This is a genomic window from Streptomyces sp. NPDC104761 (assembly GCF_055583445.1).
The window spans coordinates 49021-70876 of sequence record NZ_JBVJNZ010000007.1 but is presented as its reverse complement, the minus strand read 5'-3'; the positions used below and the strand labels follow the sequence as shown (position 1 = coordinate 70876).

Here is a 21856-nt window from a genome sequence, read left to right as displayed (position 1 = left end):
GGGAGGTGCCCCCATGACCGCCGCACCACCTCCCTGAAACCCGCGTCAGAGCCGATGCGTAACCGACCGGAGGAGCCGCCCGTGTCCACGTATCCCGTGCACCCCGTCGACGAGAAACTCCCCACCCTGAAAATGGCCACCACGGGCCTGCAGCACGTGGCCGCCATGTACGCGGGAGTCGTCGCCCCGCCCCTGATCGTCGGTGCGGCCATCGGCCTGACCGGCACCGACCTCACCTTCCTCACCGGTGCCTGCCTCTTCACGGCGGGCCTCGCCACCTTCCTGCAGACCCTCGGGTTCTGGAAGATCGGCGCCCGGCTGCCCTTCGTCAACGGCGTGACCTTCGCCGGTGTCGCCCCGATGACGGCGATCGTCGCCTCCACCAGGGACAAGTCCGACGCCCTGCCGGTCATCTTCGGCGCGGTGATCGTGGCGGGTGTGCTCGGCTTCGTCGCGGCGCCCTTCTTCAGCAAGGCGGTCCGCTTCTTCCCGCCGGTGGTCACCGGCTCGGTGATCACCCTCATAGGCGTGTCCCTGCTGCCCGTCGCCTTCGGCTGGGCCCAGGGACCCGACTCCACGGCCGGCGACTACGGTTCGCCGAAGAACCTCGGCCTCGCCGCCGCGACGCTCGTCATCGTCCTCGCACTGCGCCGCTTCACCCGCGGCTTCGTCAAACAGATCGCCGTCCTGCTCGGCCTGGTCGTCGGCACGCTCGTCGCGATCCCCTTCGGCGCCACGGACTTCGGCCCGGTCGCGGAAGCCGGCGTGCTCGGATTCCCCACGCCGTTCCACTTCGGCGCACCCCGGTTCCAGGTCGCGGCGATCCTGTCGATGATCGTGGTGATGGTCGTCTCGATGACCGAGTCGACCGCGGACATGCTGGCGCTGGGCGAGATCGTCGAGCGCCCCGCCGACGAGCGCACCATCGCCGCCGGCCTGCGCGCCGACACCCTCGGCACGGCGGTCAGCCCGCTCTTCAACGGCTTCATGTGCAGCGCCTTCGCGCAGAACATCGGACTGGTCGCGATGACGAGGATCCGCAGCCGGTACGTCGTCGCCACCGGTGGCGGCTTCCTCGTACTGATGGGGCTGTGCCCGATGGCCGCCTCGCTCGTCGCGGTCGTACCCCGTCCGGTGCTCGGCGGCGCCGGAGTGGTCCTCTTCGGCTCGGTCGCCGCGAGCGGCATCCAGACCCTGGTCCGGGCCGGCCTGGACAAGGACAACAACGTGCTGATCGTGGCCGTCTCCCTGGCCGTCGGGATCATCCCGATCACGGCACCCGACTTCTACCACGCCTTCCCGCAGACCGCGAGGATCGTCCTGGACTCGGGCATCTCGACGGGCTGTGTGGCCGCGGTGCTGCTCAACCTCGTCTTCAACCACCTGGGCGCATCCCGGGACTCCCAGGACGTGACGCACCCGATGGAGGCGGGCGAGGAGATCGCGGCCGCCCGCTGACCCCCTGGCTGCCGGTTCCGGCCCCGGACGCCGTCCCCGCCGCGCCGCAGGCACGCGGTCGCCGGAACCGCGGACCTGCGGTCTTCGGCACTCCCAAGCAGGCTTCAGCCGCCGGCAGTTGAGACTGGCGCGGCGATGTGGGAGAACGACGGGGCGGCGGCAGGAAGTCACCGTGAGCCGACGGGGGAGTGCGTCATGAACGAGTCGGGCCGGGTGGAGGCCTTCAGCGACGGGGTCTTCGCCATCGCCGTCACCCTGCTCGTCCTGGACATCAAGGTGCCCAAGACCGCGGAGGGCGGCAGCCTCTGGCAGGTACTGGGCGCCCAGTGGCCGTCCTACGCCGCATACGTGGTGAGCTTCCTGGTCGTCGGGATCATGTGGGTCAACCACCACCAGCTGTTCAGCTACGTCGCCAGGGTCGACCGGAAGCTGATGTTCCTGAACCTGCTGGTCCTGATGGTGGTGTCCGCCGTGCCCTGGCCGACGGCGATGCTCGCCGAGTACCTGCGCGAGGACGCGTCCTCGCACGCGGCGGCGGCCGTCTACAGCCTGGTCATGGTCCTGATGGCGGCCGCCTTCCAGGCCCTGTGGTGGCATCTCACCCGGACCGGCCACCTGTTCGACGCCCGCGTCGACGTCGAGGCCGCGCGTGCCACCCGCGCCCGCTTCGCGCTCGGTTCCCTCGGCTACCCGCTCACCGTCGGCCTGGCCTTCGTCTCCGCGCCGCTCACCCTGGCCGCACACGGCCTCCTGGCGCTCTACTACGGCTTCAACCAGATACCGGTCCCGACCCGTCCGGACCCGGCCACGCCCTGAGACCGGCGGCCGACGCCGGGCATCCGGGACCGCGACCGCACGTCCGGGGTCAGGGCTGCCGGATCGCCTGGCAGGGGGTGGCCGCGGGCAGCCGGTCCGTGAAGTACGAGCGGGGCGGGACGCCCATCAGGGCGCGGAAGTCGGTCGTCATGTGCGACTGGTCGAAGTAGCCGGTGGCGGCGGCCAGTTCGGACCAGCCGGTGCTGCCCGCCCGGACGGCGACCGTGCGGACCCGGTCGATACGGGCGTAGTGCTTCGGGGAGACCCCGACGCCGTCGGTGAACAGGTTCCGCAACTGGCGCTCGCTGACGGCGAGTTCGCGGGCCACCTCCCGGACCTGCACGGGCGCCCGGTCCAGCCGCACGGACAGCGCGTCGACGCCCGCCCGCAGCAGCGCCGTCCGGGCCGGGTCCGTCCGCTCCGACAGCAGCCCCGGCAGCACCTCGGCGATCCGCGGCAGCGCCGCCCGCGGATCGAGCCACCGCACCTCATGCGCGAACCGGCGGGCCACCCCACCCGGCAGGGCGTCCAGCGGCACCACCCGGCCGACCAGCCCGGCGGCCGGAACGCCCAGCAGGGGCCGGGCCGTACCCGGTGCGAGGCGCAGCTCCACACAGGCGATATGGCCCTTCCCCTCGTGGTAGGCCGCGCGCACCCGCGGCCCGACCGCCAGCACGTCACGCCGCCCGTCGCCGGTCACCCGCAGCACCACCTTGGTCCCCGCGTCCGGCAACTGGACGAACGTCCCCTCGGGCGGTTCCGCGAAGGACATGGTCCGCACCTCGGCAACCCACGGGCGCAGCGCCACGGGTGTGGCCGGCAACGGCTCGGCGATGGTCTTCGGCACCCTTCCACCGTAGGCGACGTGCGCTGCCGTCCGGGCGGTCCTGCCGTGCCGGAATTTCCAAGAGCGGGGCACCCCGGCGGGCCCACCGTGGGTCCCATGATTCTGGTGACGGGTGCCACGGGCACCATCGGAAGCGATGTCGTACGGCACCTGGCCGAGCGCGGTGCGAAGGTGCGCGCGCTCACCCGCGACCCGGCGAAGGCACGGATGCCCGCCGGCGTGGAGGTGGTGCGCGGGGACTACGGCGACCGCGCGTCCCTGGAGTCCGCGACGGCTGGGGCGACGGCTGTGCTTCTGCTCCGGCCGGCCGGTCCTGACACAGGACAGGACGCGGCACTGGTCGCCGCCGCGCGGGCCGCGGGCGCCGACCGGCTCGTGAAGGTCTCCGCCATCGCCAGCGGCGACCCGGACTCCGGTCCCTCCGGGTCGTGGCACGTGGCCGGTGAGCGGGCCGTGCGGGACAGCGGGCTCGCCTGGACGGTGCTGCGGCCCTCGTCGTTCGCCTCCAACACGCTGACCTGGCTGCCGGCCCTGCGCGCAGGCGAACCGGTCCCCAACATGACCGGGGACGGCGCGTCCGGCGTGATCGACCCCCGTGACATCGCCGAGGTGGCGGTCCGGGCCCTGCTCGACGCCGGGCACACGGGGCGGACGTACACCCTGACCGGTCCCGAGGCGATCACCGTCCCCGGCCAGGCCGCCGTGCTCGCCGAGGTCCTGGGCCGGCCGGTGCCGACCCGGGACCTGTCCTCGGACGAGACCCGGGACTTCCTCCGCACGGCCTGGGGCATGGAGGGGGCCCGGGCCGACGGTGTCCTGACCGGCCTCGCGTTCGTCCGCTCCGGTGGGAACGCGGTGGTCACCGAGGACGCCCGTGAGGTGCTCGGGCGGCCGGCGCGGACCTTCCGGGAGTGGGCCGAGGACCACCGGGACGCGTTCGCGGGGGCCTGAGCGGCCCGGCCCCGGTCAGGTCCGGGCGCGCCGCCTCCGCCCGGTTCAGGCGCGCCCCGGCCGCAGCGCGGCCGCCGCCAGCGCCAGGGCTGCCGCGGCGATCACCGCGGCCACCCGGAACGCCAGCCGGTAGCCCTCGGCGGTGGCCGGGACCAGCTCGGCGCCCGCGTGCAGCAGGCCGTCGGTACGGCTCGCCGCGAGGGTGGACAGGGCGGCGAGGCCGAGGGAACCCCCCACCACCTGGGTGGTGTTGAAGAGCCCGGAGGCCAGTCCCGCGTCCTCCTCGCGGGCGCCGGCCATGGCGAGGCCGGTGAGCGGGGGCATCGCCGCGGCGAAACCGGCCGCCATGAGCAGCATCGGGGGCAGCACGTCGGCCGCGTACGAGCCGTCGGCGGGCGCCCGGCTCAGCAGGGCCATCCCGGCGGTGACGAGGACCAGCCCGGCGAGGAGCACGCGGTACGCGCCGAAACGGGCGGTCGCGCGCGCCGACAGCCCCAGCATCAGGGCGCCGATCGCGAGCGGTGCCGGCAGGAAGGCGAGGCCGGTCCGCAACGCGTCGTAGCCCAGCACGCGCTGGATGTAGAGCGCCCCGATGAACTGGAAGCCGTACATCGTCGCGATCAGCAGGACCTGCACGCCGTTCGCGCCGCTCAGGGTCCGGGAGCGCAGCAGCCGCAGCCGCAGCAGCGGGTGCTCGGCCCGGGCCTGCCGGACGGTGAACGCCACGAGGAGCGCGAGGGCGAGCGCGGCCAGGAGCCAGGTGGCGGCCGGGCTCCGGTCGCCGGAGCCGACGATGACGTAGACGGTGAGCATCAGCGCACCGGTGACCAGGGCCGCCCCCGGACCGTCGGCGCCCCTGCGGAGCCCGGCGCCGGGCTCGGGGGCCAGGAACCGTACCGCGGCCAGCCAGGCCGCCAGCCCGATCGGCAGGTTGATCAGGAAGATCCAGTGCCAGCTCAGCGCCTGCGTCAGCGCGCCGCCGAGAAAGGTGCCCAGGGTGGCGCCCACCGCCCCCACCGCGCTGAACACCGCGATGGCGCGGGCCTGTTCGCGCGGCTCGGGGAAGAGCGACACCAGCATGCCGAGCACGACGGCCGAGGTCATGGCGCCGCCCGCCCCCTGCACCGCCCGCGCCGCGATCAGCGCGCCCTGACCCGTCGCCAGCCCGCACGCCATGGAGGCCGCGGTGAACAGGGCGAGCCCGGCCGTGAACATCCGCTTCCGGCCCACCAGATCACCCAGACGGCCGAACAGCAGGAGCAGTCCGCCGAACGGGATCAGATAGGCGTTCACCACCCAGGCCAGCCCCGGCCCGCTGAAGCCCAGGTCGCGTTGGACGGCCGGCATCGCCACGGTGACGACGGTGCCGTCCAGGATCGTCATCAGCGCGCCCGCGCACAGGACGGCGAGGGACGCCCGCCGCGGGTATGTTCGGGAAGGAGTCACCGGTGCGGCCGGTGTGCCGGTCGTGGTCGACATGGCCTTGTGGCCTCCGCAATCGCCGTAGCTCGCCGTGGACATCAACAGGAACCGATCGTGCGCAAGGTGTACGACTTGTAACGGGGTTCATGGTGAGTGACCATGAGAGGACGGCGTAAGGAGGCAGCTCGATGTCCCAGAGGAACACCGGTGTTACCAGCCAGGTCGTGAACGCGCAGGCCTGCCCCGTCCGCGAGGTTCTTGACAGGGTGGCCGGCAAATGGAGCGTGCAGATCCTGGTGGCGGCCTCGCACGGGCCCATCCGCTTCACGGAACTGGAGCGCGGCATCGAGGGCATCAGCCGCCGGATGCTGACCCTCACCCTGCGCAACCTGGAGCGCGACGGCCTGGTGACCCGCACCGTGTATCCGACGGTGCCGCCTCGCGTGGAGTACGAACTGACCCCGGTGGCACTGGAGTTGCACGAGACCCTGCAGCGGCTGACCGACTGGGCCGAGCACAACCGCCACTACATCGCCCAGGCCCGGGCGGTCTACGACGCCGAGCACCAGCCGGAACTGCTCGACGTGTAGACGGCGCTGCCGACGCGGCCGGCGTGGACCGCGTCAGAACCCGAACAGCTCCGGGGCCGAGGTGAGTTCCTCGAAGACCTCGCGCGGGTCGGCGACCAGCTTCCGGGCCTTGAGGTCCAGCAGCCCGCCGACCGCGTCGACCTCGGCGGCCAGCGTGCCGTCCGCTTTGGTGATCTTCTGCAGCACGCGGAACGTCTTGCCTGCTCCCCACTCGAACGCGCAGGTCACATCGACCTCGTCACCGGCGAGCAGCTCCCGTTTGTAACGGATGGTCGTCTCCAGTCCCACCGGGCCCACGCCTCGCCCGATCAGCTGGGCCTGGGTGACCCCGGCCGCCTGGAGCAGCGACCAGCGGGCGTGCTCGGCGTAGTTGATGTACACCGCCTGGTTCACATGGCCCTGCACATCGGTCTCGTAGCCACGGACCGTGACACGGACGGAATACGGTTCGCTCACGACTTCCCCTTCTCGTGTACGACGCACTGATCCTTCGTCGGCATCCTGACACGCCCGTCACACCCGGCGCGGCGATGCCAGCAGATAGCGCGTTCTGGTACGCGGCTCCGTGTACTCGCCCGTCTGCCAGCCCGCCCGCTCCAGGGTGGCCGCGCACGCCCGCAGGGGCTCGCCCTCCGGCGCGTACACCGCGACCGCCTCCGGCTGCGGGGTCGCCCGCACCCGGTAGCCGGGGACCTCCGGTCCCTCCGGCGGATGCCCGGCCGCCTCCAGGGCGAGGGCGGCGGCCCGCACCAGATGCGCACGCTCCCAGCCGCACGGCCGGTCCGTGGCGCCGTCGGGATGGGTCATCCGGCGCAGTTCGAGCAGCCCCTGCCAGGCGCTGTGCACCTCACGGGCGCGCGCCGGACCGGCGTCGGCCGACTCCTCGCCGCCGACGCGCGCGGCGAAGCCCTGGGTCCGCTCGGGCTCCGTCGCGGCCCGGGGCTCCGGAGCCTCCCGCAGACGGTGCCCGGCCGGTGTCAGGAAGTGGTCGTGCGGCGGGCGCGGGTGCCGGAAGGCGAGCCCGCGCTTCACCAGCGCCGTCAGCTGCGCCTCGGTACCCCGCAGCCGCCCGGTGACCGGGTCGGCGGCGTCGAGGACCCGCCGTTGCGCGGCGGTGGGCGGTCGGGTCACGGTGCACACCTCCCGTGTCGCGCGCGGTCCTGGTCCCTGCTCCGGATCCCTTGTCCGAAGGCTACGACCGGGCACTGACAACGCACACAGCGCACACAGCGCACTGACGACGCGGTCCCGCTAGCCGCAGGGCCGGATGTTCCAGCCCGCGATCACCGGCCGGTCGTGCTCCGTGCCCAGCCGGCACAGCGTCCCGGTGGCCAGCTGGAACAGGGCCCCGGCGGACGGCGGCAGGCCGAGTCGGCGGGCGGTCAGGACGCGCAGGAAGTGCCCGTGGGCGACCAGCAGGACGACCCCCTCCGTGTTGGCGAGGGCCGCCTCGACCTTGGACAGCATCCGGTCGGCCCGCTCCCCTACCTGCTCCGGGCTCTCCCCGGGATGGTCCGGCGGGCCGGGCGCGACCCCGTCCGTGAACAGGAACCAGCCGGGCCGGGTCCGCTGGATCTCCATGGTGGTCACGCCCTCGTAGCCGCCGTAGTCCCACTCCCGCAGGTCGGCGTCGACCCGGGCGTCGGGCACCCCGATCAGCTCGGCGGTCTCGCGGGCCCGCTGGAGCGGGCTGACGAAGGCGGCACCGATGCGGTGCGAGCGGATCAGCGGCGCCAGCCGGCGCGCCTCGTCCCTGCCGTGCTCGGTGAGCGGCACGTCGGTCCACCCGGTATGCCGTCCGGACCGCGACCACTCGGTCTCACCGTGCCGGACGAGAAAGACATCAGCCATACGTCAGAGGCTAAGAGCCCAGCGCTCCAGTTCCGCGAAGTCACGCGCCCGCAGACCGTGCCGCGGATCCACCGGAAGGAGCAGCGCGGGCCTGTCGTGGTGCTCGGCGGCATGGCGGACGTCGAGTTCGGTGACCATGTCGTCCACCCACGCGAACGGCCGCCCGGCCGCCCAGGCCAGGACGGTCCGCGTCTTCCAGTACAGCCCGTCCGGATCCTTCGCGAACAGCTCCGGCCACTCGATGACGGGCAGCTCGGGCAGTCCGACGACCGGCCCGATCATCTCGTTGGCCTGGTGCATCCAGGTGGTGGCCCAGGCCGGCTCGTAGGGCAACGCGAGCAGTCGGGCCCCGTGCCCCGGATGCAGCCGCACCCGCAGCCCCCGGCGCAGCGCCCGGGAGCCGGGCCGCTGGCGGGCGGACCAGTTGGCGGGGTGCAGCCTGCGGGTCACGTACCCGCGGTGCCGCAGGAACCGGGCCCGGAAGGGGTTCAGGGGGCCGTCGACGTCGAGGAGGAGCAGAGGCCGCTGGGTCATGGGGAGGGCATACCCGGACGGCCCCGGACGACCACCGCGCGACTACTGCCGATAGCCGCTCAGGAACCGCCCGATCCGGCCGATCGCCGTCTCCAGGGTCTCCGCGTGGGGCAGGGTGAGGATGCGGAAGTGGTCGGTGGTGGGCCAGTTGAAGCCGGTGCCCTGGACGACCTGGATCTTCTCCTGGAGCAGCAGGTCCAGGACGAACCGCTCGTCGTCGTGGATGGGGTGCACCTTGGGGTCGATGCGGGCGAAGGCGTAGAGGGCGCCCTTCGGTTTCACGCACGAGACGCCGGGGATCTCGTTGAGCTTCTCCCAGGCCACGTTGCGCTGCTCGTACAGCCTGCCGCCGGGGACGACGAGTTCGCGGACGGACTGGCGGCCGCCGAGCGCGGCCTGGATGGCGTACTGGGCGGGGGCGTTGGCGCACAGCCGCATGGAGGCCAGCATGGTGAGGCCCTCCAGGTAGTCCTTGGCGTGCTGCTTCGGGCCGGTGACCACCAGCCAGCCCGAGCGGAAGCCGGCCACGCGGTACGTCTTGGACAGGCCGCAGAAGGTCAGGACGACCAGGTCGGGGGCGAGGGCGGCGACCGAGTGGTGGACGGCGTCGTCGTAGAGGATCTGGTCGTAGATCTCGTCCGCGAAGACCATCAGGCCGTGCCGGCGGGCCAGGTCGAGGATGCCCTCCAGGATCTCCCTGGGGTACACCGCGCCGGTCGGGTTGTTGGGGTTGATGATGACGACGGCCTTGGTGCGGTCCGTGATCTTCGACTCCAGGTCGGCCAGGTCCGGGTACCAGTCGGCCTGTTCGTCGCAGAGGTAGTGCACCGCCTTGCCGCCGGCGAGGGTGGTCACCGCGGTCCAGAGCGGGAAGTCCGGGGCCGGGATGAGGATCTCGTCGCCGTCCTCGACCAGCGCCTGTACGGCCATGGAGACCAGCTCCGAGACGCCGTTGCCGAGGAACACGTCGTCGACGCCCACCTCCAGGCCCAGCGTCTGGTAGCGCCCGGCCACCGCCCGGCGGGCGGAGAGGATGCCGCGCGAGTCGGTGTAGCCGTGCGCCTGCGGGAGCATCCGGATCATGTCCTGGAGGATCTCCTCAGGCGCTTCGAAGCCGAACAGCGCGGGGTTGCCGGTGTTCAGGCGGAGCACGCTGTGGCCCGCCTCCTCCAGCGCGTTGGCGTGCTCGATCACCGGTCCGCGGATCTCGTAACAGACCTCGCTCAGCTTGTTGGACTGCCGGAACTCCATTGCGCCCCTCCGGAAACTCGTGTTGCTTGGTTTTACCAAGTGGGAGCTTGGAAAGTCCAACATCTTGTCTAGACTGCGTCGCATGCCACCTCGCCGAAGCTACGACCAGTACTGTTCCGCGGCCCGCGCCCTCGACGTCGTCGGCGACCGCTGGACCCTGCTGATCGTCCGGGAGCTGCTCGCCGGTCCGCGCCGCTACACGGACCTGCACGCGGATCTGCCGGGGGTCAGCACGGACGTCCTCGCCTCCCGGCTGAAGGACATGGAGCGGGACGGGCTCACCACCCGGCGGCGGCTGCCCCCGCCGGGTGCCGCGTACGTCTACGAACTCACCCCACGGGGACGGGAGTTGCTGCCGGTGCTGCAGGCGCTGGGCGCGTGGGGAGAGCCCGAACTGGGCGAACGCCGCCCCACCGACGCGGTACGCGCCCACTGGTTCGCGCTGCCGTTGCTGCGTGCCCTGACGGGCGAAGGGATCGTCGAAGTCCGCTTGGGGGAGGGGCACTTCCACCTGCGCGTCGGCGCGCAGGACGGTCCGGTGTACGGCGACGGCCCGGCACCGGCCGAGCCCGACGCCCGGCTCGTGCTCGACGCCGGCACGGGTATCGCCCTGGCGCGGGGCGAGTCGGGCCTGGCGGAGGCGGTACGGGACGGGCGGATCACCGTGACGGGGGACGGGCCCTTGGCCAAGGAACTGCGGGAGGCCTGACACGACGACCGGGCCGCCGCGAACGGGGGCCCGGTCACCGGTTCCGGTATCGGATCACACGCCCGGCGGCACTCGCCTCGGCCGTCCCGAGCCCCGGGTCAGCGCGTACCCGCCGATCCCCGCCAGCGCGGCCAGCACGCCGCCGATCCCGGTCCACACCCAGCGGTCGCTCCACCAGCCGGAGGACCAGCCGCCGTCGGGCTCGATGCTGGACAGCACCGCCGACTTCGTGGACGAAGAGCCCTCGTCCGACGAAGAGCCGTCGCCGGACGAGGAACCGCCCCCGTCCGAAGCGGACCTGACCGCGATGCCCGGCACCAGCGGCTCGGCCAGCGAGCCGTCCACCGCCGCCGAGCCGCCGATGTCCTTGGAGTCCACCTTCACCTCGGCGCTCACCGGCTGGCCCAGGTCGGCCGAGGTCAGGTCCACCACCGTCAGCCGGATGTAGTACGTGCCGGGCAGCGGGTCGTCGGCCCACGGCTCCGACCAGGCGCGCACGGTACGCATCACACAGGCCAGCTCCACCGAGGCGGCGCCCTGTGCGGCCGTGCGGGTCTGCGCCCCGTACTGGCAGGCCTGCCGGCGCCGCAGCCCGTCGTACACGTCGAGCTGCCAGGTCTGTCCCGCGTGCGCGTCGGGCAGCTTCACGGTCGCCCTGACGGTGGGGCGCCGGCCGGCGTCGGCCGGGAACGACCAGTACAGGTAGTCGCCGGTCGACCCGCTGGCCGTCGCCTGCTGCCCCTGGCCGATCTCGGCCGCGGTACGGAAGGAGGTGCCCGCCTGGGTGGGCGCGCCGCTGTCCTGCGAGGCGCTGGGGGAGGGGGAGGAGTCCGCGGCCGCCGGACCGGCCGCCAGGCCCACCGCCAGCAGGGCGGCGCTCACCACACGTGTGATCGACATCAGTTGGTCCTCCAGACCGCGACCCGCCACCGGGACACCCAGCCCCACACCAGACCCGCGAGGAAGCCGGTCAGCACCAGTGCGCCGAGCAGCCACCAGCCGCGGCCGAGACCGAAGGAGGCGACGTCGCTCGCCTTCGACGGCCCGTCCACCACGTCGACCGTCAGCTCGACCGGCAGACCGGGGGTGGTCTTCACCCCGCCCGCGGCCGAGAAGGAGTTGGTCACCTGGAGGCAGACGGTCTCCGGGGTGGTGTCCTCGTCGTCGCTCTCGGCCTTCGGGTACCGCAGCCCGGTCGAGATGACGTCCGTACGGCCCGTCCCCGACGCCTCGCCGCGCACGATCTCACGGCCGTGCACGGTCACCGCGCGCAGCAGCACGCCGTAGTCGGGGTTGACGGCCCGGTCGGCCGCCACGCTCACCGAAGCACGCAGTTCCTGCCCCGGGTCGACGTCGACCTTGTACCAGCGCTCCTGCCCGAACTCCTCACGGTCGGTGTACAGCCCCGACTTGAGCGCCGGCGCCGACGAGCACTGGTCCGTCCCCTCGGTGGCCACCGGCGTGACCACGGGGTCCGCCGCCCGGTCCACCAACTGGCCGACCCGGTCGGTCAGTTCCTCCTTGTGCTGGACGGAGGTGTAGGTGCCGCCGGTCGCGTCCGCGATGCAGCTGAGCTGGTCGCGGGTCTTGGCGTCCGGGACCAGGCCGAGGGTGTCGATGGTCAGCCCGACGCCCTTGGCGGCGATCTCGCGGGCCACCTCGCACGGGTCCAGCGGCTGGCAGGTGTCCTCGCCGTCGCTGATCAGGACGATCCGGCGGGTCCCGTCACCGCCCTGGAGGTCGTCGGCCGCCTTGAGCAGCGCGGGGCCGATCGGGGTCCAGCCGGTCGGCGAGAGCGTGGCCACGGCGGTCTTCGCCTCGGTGCGGTCCAGGGTGCCGACCGGGTACAGCTGCGCGGTGTCCTTGCAGCCCTCCTTGCGGTCGTTGCCGCGGTAGTTGGCGCCCAGGGTGCGGATGCCGAGCTGGACCCCCTCGGGTGTCGCGTCCAGCACCTCGTTGAACGCCTGCTTCGCCGCGGCCATCCGCGTCCCGCCGTCGATGTCCGCCGTCCGCATGGACCCGCTGACGTCGAGCACGAGCTCCACCTTGGGAGCGGCCTGTTCGGTCTCGTCGGCGACCGCATGGCCGGGGAACGCGATCCCGGCCGCCAGGGCGGCGAGCAGAGCACAGACTCCTGCCGCCGGCCGATGTGTTCTGATCATCGGCGGATCCTATTGATCAAAGGCGCCGGGCTCCAAAACGGGGTCCGGACCTGGGCATCAGGGTGGCCGGCAGGTCAACGGACGGCGGCGAGCGGGTTCGGCAGGGCCGTCCACTGGTCGCCGGGCACCTCCGGGGAGAGCCGCATCAGGGTCAACGCCTTGGCGGGCAGCGGGCCTTCGCAAAGCGCCGCCAGGTCGGGAGTGGCGGGCAGGTGCCGTACGGCCGCGTCCAGGGCCGTTGCCAGGGCCGGTCCCGAACCCGCCGTGCCGGCGAGGGCGCCCGCGATCAGGGAGCCGAACAGCTTGCGGCGCAGAACGGTTTCGTCGTCCGTGACCAGGCGGCCCGTCAGATCGGGCGGGGTGATGCCGTGGCGGCGCAGGCGAGCGGGGCTGAGGCGGATGTCGGCCAGGTCGCGGTAGACCAGGCGGAGCGGGGCGCCGGTCCCGGAGAGCACGACCAGGAGGTTCTGGCCGTGCGCCTCCAGGGCCACGCCCAGGTCCAGCAGCCGCAGCCCCACCGTCAGCGCGAGCCGGGTGAACCCGGCCAGCCAGGAGGGCGATCCGGGGAGCGTGGTGGTGGCCAGGGCGGCCACCGGGAGGACCCGCTCGCCCGGTGCCGCGTAAGCCTGCGGGGACTCGCGCAGCACCGCCGCCAGGTCGGGGGACCCGGCGGTCACCGCGCCCAGCGTGCGGGTGATGTGCAGGAGCCCGTCCGTGCGGTCCGCAAGGTCGGTGGCGAACGAGGACAACGTCACCGCGGCACCCACCGAATACTCCGAGATGTCCCGCACGGACGAGGTCAGCCGGGCACTGAGCGCGGTCTTCACATGTGTCTCGCCGTCAAGGGCGAGCGTGCGCAGGGACATCAGCGGATGCGCGTCCCGCCAGGGGCGGGCCGGGCCGCCCTTGAGGACGTGGGCCTGCTGCCAGGGGTGCACGGGGATCAACAGACGCTGCCCGTCGCGGAGTTCGGCCGGCCAGTCGCCGCTCAGCAGGCAGTCCCCGGCCGCGGCCGGGACCGTCTCCAGCCGCACGGCCTGCCGGTGCTCCGGCCCGTACGCGAGCTGCTCCGCCGCCGAGAAGCCCGGCCGGGAACGGCAGTTGGGGTGGAAGGGATGGCCGTCGACGACCCGCTGCTCCCACTCCCAGTCGCGGTCCGGCCACTCCTTCGGCGGGAACCCCCGATCGGCCCGGGAGAGCGCCAGCGACGCGGCACTGTTCGCCAGTTCGGCCGCGAACCCGGCCGAGTGCGGCCACCCCAGCTCCGTCATCAGCCGCGCCGGATCGTCGTAGGCCTCCCCGTCCAGGCGTACGGCGGTCACATAGGCGCCCGTCGCGTACGGATCCGCCCGCGGCCCGTGCAGCGCCCGCCCGTCGGCCAGCCACAGGGCGAGGCTGTGCGCCCCGCGCACCCGGCGCGCCACCCACGGCAGCGGCTCGTGCGCCAGTGCCCGCCACAGACGGGTCAGCACCGCCGCCCGCGCACCGGGCAGCTCGGCCGCGTACCGGTCGACGAGGTCCGGCCGCACCTCGGCCAGCTCCGCGGCCAGCCGGGTCTCGATGGGGGAGGGACGGCGCACGGGAAGGCTCCTCGGGGACGGGTACGACGGACATGATGACCGATGACGGGCGACATACTGATCAGGAACGGACTGTGTGGACGTAGCGAACGAATGGAACGCGTGGACCTCATGCACCTCAGCGACGCGGCCGGCGAACGCGCCGACGCGTATGCTGCCGCGCCCCTGCTCAACTGCCTGCTGCGGGAGGTGGCCCACCCGATCCCGGACGCCGGGGAAGGGCCGTGGCGGGTCCACCGGCTGCCCGGCGGCGGACGGCTGCTGCGGGTGCGCGGCGAACGCCGGCCGACCGCGCCCGAGGTGTACGCGGACGGCACCTGGCACCGCCTCGGCCACGCCGAACTCGTGAAACTCGTCGCCGAGGAGCTGCGCACCCACACCGGGCTCTCCAACGGCGACCTGCCCGCCGAGATGCTCGACAGCCGGGACGCGGTCGCCGCGCTGCTCACGGCACGCGCCGGGGCGACGGCGCCCGACGATCCGTACCTGCGCTCGGAGCAGTCCCTCATCACCGGCCATCCCTACCACCCCGCCCCCAAGGCACGCGGCGGCGGCCCGGTCACCGCCTGGCTGCCGTACGCCCCCGAGGCGCACGCCCGGTTCCCGCTGGTGCTGCTCGGGGTGCGCGAGGACGAGGTGGCGGAGGAGGGCGACACGACGGCGCTGGACACCCTGGCCGGGCCGGCCGCCGTACCGCCCGGCTACCGGCTGCTGCCCGCCCACCCCTGGCAGCTCGACCTGGCCGCCCGCGACCTCGCCCCCGCTTTCGCGGACGGCCGGCTGCTGCGCCTCGGCGAGACCGGCTTCACGGCCTGGCCGACGGCCGCGATCCGCACGGTGTACGAGCCGGAGCGGGACCTCTTCCTGAAGTTCAGCCTCGACGTCCGGATCACCAACGACATCCGCCGCCTCTGGGCGCACGACCTGCGGAAACTGAGCCGCACCAACGCGGCCGTCACCGCCGCGTTCAGGGCGATGGGCGGGCCCGCGGGCTGGCTCGGCGACCGCGGCTACCGCACCGCCCGCTTCGCCTTCGAGGAACTGGCCGTACTGGTCAGGGACGGGCTGCGCGGGCCGCTGCTGCCGGGAGCCACCCCGCTGCTCGCCGCCGGCCTGGTGGAGGGCTTCGACGGCGACCCGCTGGCCGCGGCTGCGGACCCCGGTGCCTGGTGGGAGGCGTATCTGCGGGCGGTCGTGCCCCCGGCCCTGACCGCCTTCGCGGAGCACGGCGTCGTCCTCGAAGCGCATCTGCAGAACACCCTGGTCGCCGTCGACGCCGACGGCATGCCGGTGCAGGCGCTGTACCGGGACGCCGAGGGCGTCAAGCTGCGGGCCGACGTGGACCGGGCCGCCGGGTGGGAGCGGCTGGTGTACTGCCTGGTCGTCAACCACCTCACCGAGGTCGCCGCCGCGCTCGCCGAACGCCACCCCGGGTTCGACCCCTGGCCCGCGGCCCGGCGGGAGCTGGCCCGGCATCCGCTCCCGGAGGTGGCCGGACTGCTGGCCTCCCCGACGCTGCCCGGCAAGACCAATCTCCTGCTGCGCTGGACCGGGGCGGACGGGGCCGACGCGCGCTATCTGCCGCTGCCGAACCCCCTGGCCTGAAACCGGCGGGGGCGAAGGGGCGCCGGCCTACGATCACAGCGTCCGGTCCGCTGCCGACGAGGAGTACCAACCGCCGTGGGTGACGAACGAGTTGTCGTGGTGACCGGTGGCGGTACCGGCATCGGCGCCGCCACCGCCCGGCTGCTGCGGGCCGCCGGGCACCACGTGGTCATCGGCGGGCGGCGGCCCGAACCGCTGCGGCGGGTGGCCGACGAGACCGGGGCGCTGGCGCACCCCGGCGACCTGGCGGACCCGGCGGCGATCGAGGATCTGATCGGCACCGCGGTCGCCCGCCACGGCCGGCTCGACGGACTGGTCCTCAACGCGGGCATCGGCCGCAGCGGCGCGGTCGGCGACCTTTCGGACGAGACCTGGGACGAGGTGCTGCGCACCAACCTGACCGGCCCGTTCCTGACCCTGCGCGCCGCCCTCCCGCACCTGCTGGACAGCCGCGGCGCGGTCGTCGCGGTCGCCTCCGTCGCCGCGCTGCGCAACGGCTGGGGCAACGCCGCGTACGCCACCTCCAAGGCCGCGCTCCTCCAGCTGTGCCGCTCGGTGGCCGTCGACTACGGCAGCAGGGGTGTGCGGGCCAACACGGTGTGCCCCACCTGGGTGCGCACCGAGATGGCCGACGGCCGCATGGCCCGCTTCGCGGCGGAGGAGGGCATGGCCGGCGGGATCGAGGAGGCCTACGCGGAGGCGACGCGCCTGGCGCCCGCAGGCCGCCCGGCCGACCCGGCCGAGGTCGCCGAGGCGATCGCCTGGCTGCTCTCGCCCGCCGCGTCCTTCGTCAACGGCGCGGCCCTCACCGTCGACGGCGGGATCACCGCCCTCGACCCGGGCACGGTGCCGTTCGGATTCCGCGTGGAGAGCCGGGACGCCGGTCACTGAGCCCCGCACCGTCACGCCCGGTTACGCTGGTCACTTCACGTCCGAGACCGGAGAACGAGGGGCGAGCATGCTGAGGGAGGTCACCGCAACCCGCTATGTCGCGCCCCTGCATTCCGGCGGCTCCGTGCCCGGTGTCGTCGAGGCCGACGACCTGGGGACGTACGTCGTCAAGTTCACCGGGTCCGCGCAGGGGCGCAAGGCGCTGGTCGCCGAGGTGATCGTGGGGGAGCTGGCGCGGGCGCTCGGGCTGCGGTTCCCGGAGCTGGTCCTGGTGCACTTCGACCCGGTGATCGCCGGGGACGAGCCGCACCAGGAGGTGCGCGACCTGCACGCGGCCAGCGGCGGGGTGAACCTCGGGATGGACTTCCTGCCCGGTGCGGAGGACTTCACCCCCGAGATCGCCGAGGTCTTCCCGGTGGACCCGCTGGAGGCGGGCCGGATCGTCTGGCTGGACGCGCTCACCGTCAACGTCGACCGTACGGTGCACAGCTCCAACCTCATGGTCTGGCCGACCCTCGGCATCGCACCCCCGCGCCTGTGGCTCATCGACCACGGCGCCGCGCTCGTCTTCCACCACCGCTGGGACACCTCGGCCCCCGGGAAGCCGTACGACTTCCGGCACCACGCCCTCGGCCGGTACGGCCCCGACACCCGGGCCGCCGACGCCGAACTCGCGCCCAGGGTGACCGAGCAGCTGCTCAGGGACGTCCTCGGCGAGGTCCCGGACGCCTGGCTCACCGGCTTCGGGACGCCCGAGGAGACGCGCGAGGCCTACGTCGGCTATCTGCTGGCCCGGGTGCGGGCCTCCGCCGAGTGGCTCCCCACCGACTTCCCGGGTCGCGACCAGCTCGCGGCCGAGGAGGCCGCCCGCGCGGACAGGACCCGGCGGGGCCGCCCGGCCTGGCTGCAGCGAGTCCCCGACCTGCACGGAAAGCCCGCGGCCCGACAGGATTGGTCGGTACACCTGGGATGAACGACAGCCGACGCGTGGAGATCGAGTACTGCACCCAGTGCCGCTGGCTGCCGCGGGCGGCCTGGCTGGCGCAGGAGCTGCTGACCACCTTCGAGACCGAGCTGACGGAACTGGCGCTGAAGCCGGGCAGGGGCGGCGTGTTCGTCGTCCGGGTCGGTGACGAGGTGGTCTGGGACCGGCGCGACCAGGGATTCCCCGAGCCCACGGCCGTGAAGCAGGCCGTACGCGACCGAGTGGCCCCGGGGAGGTCCCTGGGCCACTCGGACAAGCCGGCGCGGCCGGAGTAGCTCAGCCGCGCAGCTGCTCGTACGCGGGCAGCGTCAGGAAGTCGGCGTAGTTCTCGTCGAGGGCGACCGTGAGCAGCAGGTCGTGGGCCTGCTGCCAGTGGCCGGCCGCGAAGGCCTCGTCGCCGATCTCCGCGCGGACGGCGTCGAGTTCCTCGGAAGCGATCTTGCGGGCCAGCTCCGGCGTGGCCTTCTCGCCGTTCTCGAACTCGACACCGGCGTTGATCCACTGCCAGATCTGCGAGCGCGAGATCTCCGCGGTGGCGGCGTCCTCCATGAGGTTGAAGATGGCCACCGCACCGAGCCCGCGCAGCCACGCCTCGATGTAACGGATGCCCACCTGGACGGCGTTGACCAGACCGGCGTAGGTCGGCTTCGCCTTCAGCGAGTCGACCGCGATCAGGTCGGCGGCCTCGACGTGGACGTCCTCGCGCAGCCGGTCCTTCTGGTTGGGCTTGTCGCCGAGGACCCGGTCGAAGGACTCCATGGCGATCGGGACCAGGTCGGGGTGGGCGACCCAGGAGCCGTCGAACCCGTCGTTCGCCTCGCGGTCCTTGTCGGCGCGGACCTTCTCGAAGGCGACCTTGTTGACCTCGGGGTCGCGGCGGGACGGGATGAAGGCCGCCATGCCGCCGATCGCGTGCGCGCCGCGCTTGTGGCAGGTGCGGACGAGGAGTTCGGTGTACGCCCGCATGAACGGGGCGGTCATGGTGACCGCGTTGCGGTCCGGGAGGACGAACCGGGGCCCGCCGTCACGGAAGTTCTTCACGATGGAGAACAGGTAGTCCCAGCGGCCGGCGTTCAACCCCGAGGCGTGGTCGCGCAGTTCGTAGAGGATCTCCTCCATCTCGTACGCGGCCGTGATCGTCTCGATCAGCACGGTGGCGCGGACGGTGCCCTGCGGGACGCCGACGTAGTCCTGCGCGAAGACGAACACGTCGTTCCAGAGCCGGGCTTCGAGGTGCGACTCGGTCTTCGGGAGGTAGAAGTACGGTCCCTTGCCGAGGTCGAGCAGCCGCTGCGCGTTGTGGAAGAAGTAGAGGCCGAAGTCGACGAAGGCACCGGGCACCTGCTCGCCGTCCACCTCGACGTGCCGCTCGTTCAGGTGCCAGCCGCGCGGCCGCATGACGACCGTCGCCAGCTCCTCGTCCGGGCGCAGGGCGTACGACTTGCCGCTCGCCGGGTCGGTGAAGTCGATGTTCCGGGTGTAGGCGTCGATCAGGTTCAGCTGGCCCAGGACGACGTTCTCCCAGGTCGGAGCGGAGGCGTCCTCGAAGTCGGCGAGCCAGATCCGGGCGCCCGAGTTGAGGGCGTTGATGGTCATCTTGCGGTCGGTGGGACCGGTGATCTCGACCCGGCGGTCGTTCAGCGCCGCGGGGGAGGGGGCCACCCGCCAGGAGTCGTCCGCACGGACGGCGGCGGTCTCCGGGAGGAAGTCCAGGGTCGAGGTGCGGGCGATCTCGGCGCGGCGCTCGGCACGGCGGGCGAGGAGTTCGCCGCGGCGCGGCGAGAACCGCCGGTGCAGCTCGGCCACGAAGGCGAGCGCCGCGTCGGTGAGGACCTCCTCCTGCCGGGGCAGGGGCTCGGCGTCGACGATGGCCGGCGGAGACGGCGCTGGTGCGGACATGAGCTGTCACTTCCTTCAGCGGTGGCACCGGGTGCCAGTCGTTCCGGGTAGAGCGAAGCACACCCGCTCAGGGGACCGGTGCTTCTGAACAGTGGATACTAGTTTTCTCATCGTGGAAGTTCAATGGTTTGTTGACGTCGAGATTCTCCGGGTCGAGCAAAGGTGGCGCTCAGTGCCATCCCGTTCACTCAAGGTGGCCCAGGTCCGCTTCCGTGTCGATGTCGTACGGCTCGGCCACGTCCCCGCACTCGACGAGCGTGATCGCCTCCTCATGGGCCCCGAGGTAGGCGCGGGCGCCCCGGTCCCCGGTCGCGCTCGCGGCGATCCCCGCCCAGTGGGCCGAGCCGAACAGGACGGGATGGCCGCGCACCCCGTCGTACGCGGCCGACACCAGCGAGTCGGCGTCCCGGTACCCGTCGAGTACCCGCGCCACGGCCGCGCTCCCGATCCCGGGCTGGTCCACCAGGGACACCAGGGCCGCCCGCGCCCCCGTCCCGGCGAGCGACTCCAGCCCCACCCGCAGCGAGGATCCCATGCCCTCGGCCCAGTCCGGGTTCTCCACGACCACGCAGCCGCCGAGTTCGGCCCGCTCCCGCACCTCGTGCGCGCGGGCCCCCAGGACCACGTGCACCGGCCCGCAGCCGCCCGCCCGCAGCACTTCGGCCGCGTACTCCACCAGCGGCCGCCCCCGGTGCGTCAGCAGCGCCTTGGGCCGCCCGCCGAGCCGTCTGCCACCGCCGGCGGCGAGCAGCAGCCCGGCGATCTGGTCATGCGTGTCCGTCATGCGTCCTGCATACCCGACGCCGGAGCGGGCGGCCGGTTCCGAAGGGCTGAAATTCGGTCCGCGCTGTAGCGCTTTCCGCACGGGAGGGCGTTTACTGACCCGCGTCCCCGGGCGCCCGACCACCGTTCAGGGCACCTGGAGAGGGGGGGAGAGCTGTGTTGCGGAGCTTGGGACAGAGGCCAGTGACCGGCAGCGACGAGGATCCGAGGGTGACGGAACTGCGCACGGCGGTCTCCCGGCTGCGCCGTGAACTGGCCGCGCATCCGGCCGAGTTCCCGGACCGCGCGATAGCCGAGGACGAACTGGCGGCGCTGGCCGCGATGGCCACCGGCGGCATGCCGGAGATCCCGCGCCTGCGCCGCTCCCTGTTACTGATCGCGGGCGCCATCGGCTCGATGAGCGCCCTGTCCAGGGGCCTGTCGGAGGTGCGCCAGGCGGTGGACCTGTTCGGTGAAACGCCGAGACGCTGAGCGCCCCGTCAGGGGCGCTGGGGGTATCCCCGGCCGAAGGCTGGGGGAGGAACTGTGCGCTCAGCCCCCACCCACCCGCACCCGCCAACGCTCTCGTCGGCCCCCCCTAGGCCCCTGAACTCGCCAACGCCTGAGACAACTCGACGGCCACCTGCTGGAGCACCGGCACGATCTTCTCCGTCGCCGCCTCCGTCACCCGCCCCGCGGGCCCGGAGATCGAAATGGCCGCCGCGGTGGGCGAGTCCGGCACGGACACCGCCAGGCACCGCACCCCCACCTCCTGCTCGTTGTCGTCCACGGCGTACCCGAGCTCCCGCACCTCCGCCAGCGCGGCCAGGAACCCCTCCGGAGTGGTGATCGTCCTCTCGGTCGCGGCCGGCATCCCGGTCCGCCCCAGCAGCGCCCGCACCTCGCCGTCCGGCACGTTCGCCAGCAACGCCTTCCCGACGCCCGTGGAGTGCGGCAGCACCCGCCGCCCCACCTCGGTGAACATCCTCATCGAATGCTTCGACGGCACCTGCGCCACGTACACGATCTCGTCCCCGTCGAGCAGCGCCATGTTCGCCGTCTCGCCGGTCTCCTCGACCAGCCGCGCGAGGTACGGCCGCGCCCAGGTGCCGAGCAGCCGGGACGCCGACTCGCCGAGCCGGATCAGCCGGGGGCCGAGTGCGTACCGCCGGTTCGGCTGCTGCCGTACGTAGCCGCAGGCGACCAGCGTCCGCATCAGCCGGTGGATCGTCGGCAACGGCAGCCCGCTGCTCGCGGACAGCTCGCTGAGGCCCACCTCGCCGCCCGCGTCCGCCATCCGCTCCAGCAGATCGAAGGCGCGCTCTAGGGACTGGACGCCGCCGCCGGACTTGGCGGAGTCGGAGGTGCTGGCGCTGGACGTCGGCACGGCGCGTTCCTTTCGGGACTGGCGGGAAGGGCAGAAGCCTACCCGGCGGTCGGTTGACTCCCTGGTGGTACGTAGCTACGTTCTGCTTGCCGGAATTGTAATTCCGCTTTGTGGAAACGTCCAGAGTGGACGCCTGCCGGGCCCCTGCGATGCAGT

At 72.9% G+C, this 21856-nt stretch carries 23 protein-coding genes; 10 read left to right on the top strand and 13 right to left on the bottom strand.

Annotation, left to right across the window (positions count from 1 at the left end):
• Positions 1 to 54 precede the first annotated feature (54 nt).
• Positions 55 to 1458 carry a nucleobase:cation symporter-2 family protein gene (locus ACZ63F_RS20195; RefSeq protein WP_469712627.1) on the top strand — a complete coding sequence of 468 codons (1404 nt, stop codon included), beginning with the start codon at positions 55 to 57 and terminating at the stop codon, positions 1456 to 1458.
• A 195-nt stretch (positions 1459 to 1653) separates the two neighbouring features.
• Positions 1654 to 2274: a TMEM175 family protein gene (locus tag ACZ63F_RS20190; protein WP_469712626.1), complete on the top strand. Its 621-nt coding sequence runs from the start codon at positions 1654 to 1656 to the stop codon at positions 2272 to 2274.
• Positions 2275 to 2323: 49 nt separating this feature from the next.
• Here the strand turns inward: ACZ63F_RS20190 and ACZ63F_RS20185 are convergent, their stop codons facing one another.
• A complete protein-coding gene (locus ACZ63F_RS20185) occupies positions 2324 to 3121 on the bottom strand; it encodes a helix-turn-helix domain-containing protein (RefSeq protein WP_469712625.1) in 798 nt (265 codons plus the stop codon).
• Positions 3122 to 3217: 96 nt separating this feature from the next.
• Here ACZ63F_RS20185 and ACZ63F_RS20180 point away from each other — a divergent pair, with 96 nt between their 5' ends.
• Positions 3218 to 4072 (top strand): NAD(P)H-binding protein, encoded by an 855-nt coding sequence (locus tag ACZ63F_RS20180; protein WP_469712623.1) that lies wholly within the window; start codon positions 3218 to 3220, stop codon positions 4070 to 4072.
• 45 nt (positions 4073 to 4117) lie between these two features.
• Here the strand turns inward: ACZ63F_RS20180 and ACZ63F_RS20175 are convergent, their stop codons facing one another.
• The gene (locus ACZ63F_RS20175) at positions 4118 to 5551 is read right to left on the bottom strand and encodes an MFS transporter (protein ID WP_469712622.1); all 1434 of its coding nucleotides are present in this window, start codon (positions 5549 to 5551) and stop codon (positions 4118 to 4120) included.
• Positions 5552 to 5682: 131 nt separating this feature from the next.
• On the opposite strand from ACZ63F_RS20175, the gene ACZ63F_RS20170 reads away from it, so the two are divergent.
• The gene (locus ACZ63F_RS20170; RefSeq protein ID WP_390641218.1) at positions 5683 to 6084 is read left to right on the top strand and encodes a winged helix-turn-helix transcriptional regulator; all 402 of its coding nucleotides are present in this window, start codon (positions 5683 to 5685) and stop codon (positions 6082 to 6084) included.
• Between the two features lie 33 nt (positions 6085 to 6117).
• Here the strand turns inward: ACZ63F_RS20170 and ACZ63F_RS20165 are convergent, their stop codons facing one another.
• The 5 genes from ACZ63F_RS20165 to ACZ63F_RS20145 all read right to left on the bottom strand — a co-directional run bounded on the left by ACZ63F_RS20165 (position 6118) and on the right by ACZ63F_RS20145 (position 9720).
• Entirely contained in the window at positions 6118 to 6540 is a 423-nt protein-coding gene (locus tag ACZ63F_RS20165; RefSeq protein WP_469712619.1) for an acyl-CoA thioesterase, read from the bottom strand.
• A gap of 57 nt (positions 6541 to 6597) precedes the next feature.
• Positions 6598 to 7215, bottom strand: coding sequence for a hypothetical protein (locus tag ACZ63F_RS20160; protein WP_469712618.1), 618 nt, complete (start codon positions 7213 to 7215; stop codon positions 6598 to 6600).
• 120 nt (positions 7216 to 7335) lie between these two features.
• Complete coding sequence (locus ACZ63F_RS20155) at positions 7336 to 7935, bottom strand: histidine phosphatase family protein (protein WP_469712616.1); 600 nt, start codon at positions 7933 to 7935, stop codon at positions 7336 to 7338.
• 3 nt (positions 7936 to 7938) lie between these two features.
• On the bottom strand, positions 7939 to 8469 hold the full coding sequence (locus ACZ63F_RS20150) for an HAD domain-containing protein (protein WP_469712615.1): 531 nt from the start codon (positions 8467 to 8469) through the stop codon (positions 7939 to 7941).
• 42 nt (positions 8470 to 8511) lie between these two features.
• The gene (locus tag ACZ63F_RS20145; protein WP_469712613.1) at positions 8512 to 9720 is read right to left on the bottom strand and encodes a pyridoxal phosphate-dependent aminotransferase; all 1209 of its coding nucleotides are present in this window, start codon (positions 9718 to 9720) and stop codon (positions 8512 to 8514) included.
• 82 nt (positions 9721 to 9802) lie between these two features.
• Between ACZ63F_RS20145 and ACZ63F_RS20140 the strand changes: the two genes are divergently transcribed.
• Positions 9803 to 10429 carry a winged helix-turn-helix transcriptional regulator gene (locus ACZ63F_RS20140; protein WP_469712611.1) on the top strand — a complete coding sequence of 209 codons (627 nt, stop codon included), beginning with the start codon at positions 9803 to 9805 and terminating at the stop codon, positions 10427 to 10429.
• A gap of 54 nt (positions 10430 to 10483) precedes the next feature.
• On the opposite strand, the gene ACZ63F_RS20135 is transcribed toward ACZ63F_RS20140, so the two are convergent.
• The 3 genes from ACZ63F_RS20135 to ACZ63F_RS20125 all read right to left on the bottom strand — a co-directional run bounded on the left by ACZ63F_RS20135 (position 10484) and on the right by ACZ63F_RS20125 (position 14171).
• Positions 10484 to 11329, bottom strand: a complete 846-nt coding sequence (locus ACZ63F_RS20135; protein ID WP_469712610.1) for a hypothetical protein — start codon at positions 11327 to 11329, stop codon at positions 10484 to 10486.
• The gene (locus tag ACZ63F_RS20130) at positions 11329 to 12591 is read right to left on the bottom strand and encodes a VWA domain-containing protein (RefSeq protein WP_469712608.1); all 1263 of its coding nucleotides are present in this window, start codon (positions 12589 to 12591) and stop codon (positions 11329 to 11331) included. Before ACZ63F_RS20130 ends, ACZ63F_RS20135 begins: the two co-directional genes overlap by 1 nt.
• Positions 12592 to 12665: 74 nt before the next feature.
• Positions 12666 to 14171, bottom strand: a complete 1506-nt coding sequence (locus tag ACZ63F_RS20125) for an IucA/IucC family protein (protein WP_469712606.1) — start codon at positions 14169 to 14171, stop codon at positions 12666 to 12668.
• 93 nt (positions 14172 to 14264) lie between these two features.
• Here ACZ63F_RS20125 and ACZ63F_RS20120 point away from each other — a divergent pair, with 93 nt between their 5' ends.
• From ACZ63F_RS20120 to ACZ63F_RS20105, 4 genes are all read left to right on the top strand, one after another.
• Positions 14265 to 15776 carry an IucA/IucC family protein gene (locus ACZ63F_RS20120; RefSeq protein ID WP_469712605.1) on the top strand — a complete coding sequence of 504 codons (1512 nt, stop codon included), beginning with the start codon at positions 14265 to 14267 and terminating at the stop codon, positions 15774 to 15776.
• Between the two features lie 75 nt (positions 15777 to 15851).
• Entirely contained in the window at positions 15852 to 16667 is an 816-nt protein-coding gene (locus ACZ63F_RS20115; RefSeq protein ID WP_469712603.1) for an SDR family NAD(P)-dependent oxidoreductase, read from the top strand.
• Between the two features lie 67 nt (positions 16668 to 16734).
• Entirely contained in the window at positions 16735 to 17640 is a 906-nt protein-coding gene (locus ACZ63F_RS20110; RefSeq protein WP_469712602.1) for a HipA family kinase, read from the top strand.
• A complete protein-coding gene (locus ACZ63F_RS20105; RefSeq protein ID WP_469712600.1) occupies positions 17637 to 17927 on the top strand; it encodes an Rdx family protein in 291 nt (96 codons plus the stop codon). Before ACZ63F_RS20110 ends, ACZ63F_RS20105 begins: the two co-directional genes overlap by 4 nt.
• Position 17928: 1 nt before the next feature.
• Here ACZ63F_RS20105 and aceB read toward each other — a convergent pair whose 3' ends face one another.
• Positions 17929 to 19551 carry a malate synthase A gene (gene aceB / locus ACZ63F_RS20100; protein WP_469712599.1) on the bottom strand — a complete coding sequence of 541 codons (1623 nt, stop codon included), beginning with the start codon at positions 19549 to 19551 and terminating at the stop codon, positions 17929 to 17931.
• A gap of 184 nt (positions 19552 to 19735) precedes the next feature.
• Positions 19736 to 20335, bottom strand: a complete 600-nt coding sequence (locus ACZ63F_RS20095; RefSeq protein WP_469712597.1) for a nucleotidyltransferase family protein — start codon at positions 20333 to 20335, stop codon at positions 19736 to 19738.
• A 155-nt stretch (positions 20336 to 20490) separates the two neighbouring features.
• Between ACZ63F_RS20095 and ACZ63F_RS20090 the strand changes: the two genes are divergently transcribed.
• On the top strand, positions 20491 to 20805 hold the full coding sequence (locus tag ACZ63F_RS20090; protein WP_352089247.1) for a DUF5955 family protein: 315 nt from the start codon (positions 20491 to 20493) through the stop codon (positions 20803 to 20805).
• 106 nt (positions 20806 to 20911) lie between these two features.
• On the opposite strand, the gene ACZ63F_RS20085 is transcribed toward ACZ63F_RS20090, so the two are convergent.
• Positions 20912 to 21700, bottom strand: a complete 789-nt coding sequence (locus ACZ63F_RS20085; RefSeq protein WP_469712593.1) for an IclR family transcriptional regulator — start codon at positions 21698 to 21700, stop codon at positions 20912 to 20914.
• Positions 21701 to 21856: the final 156 nt, after the last annotated feature.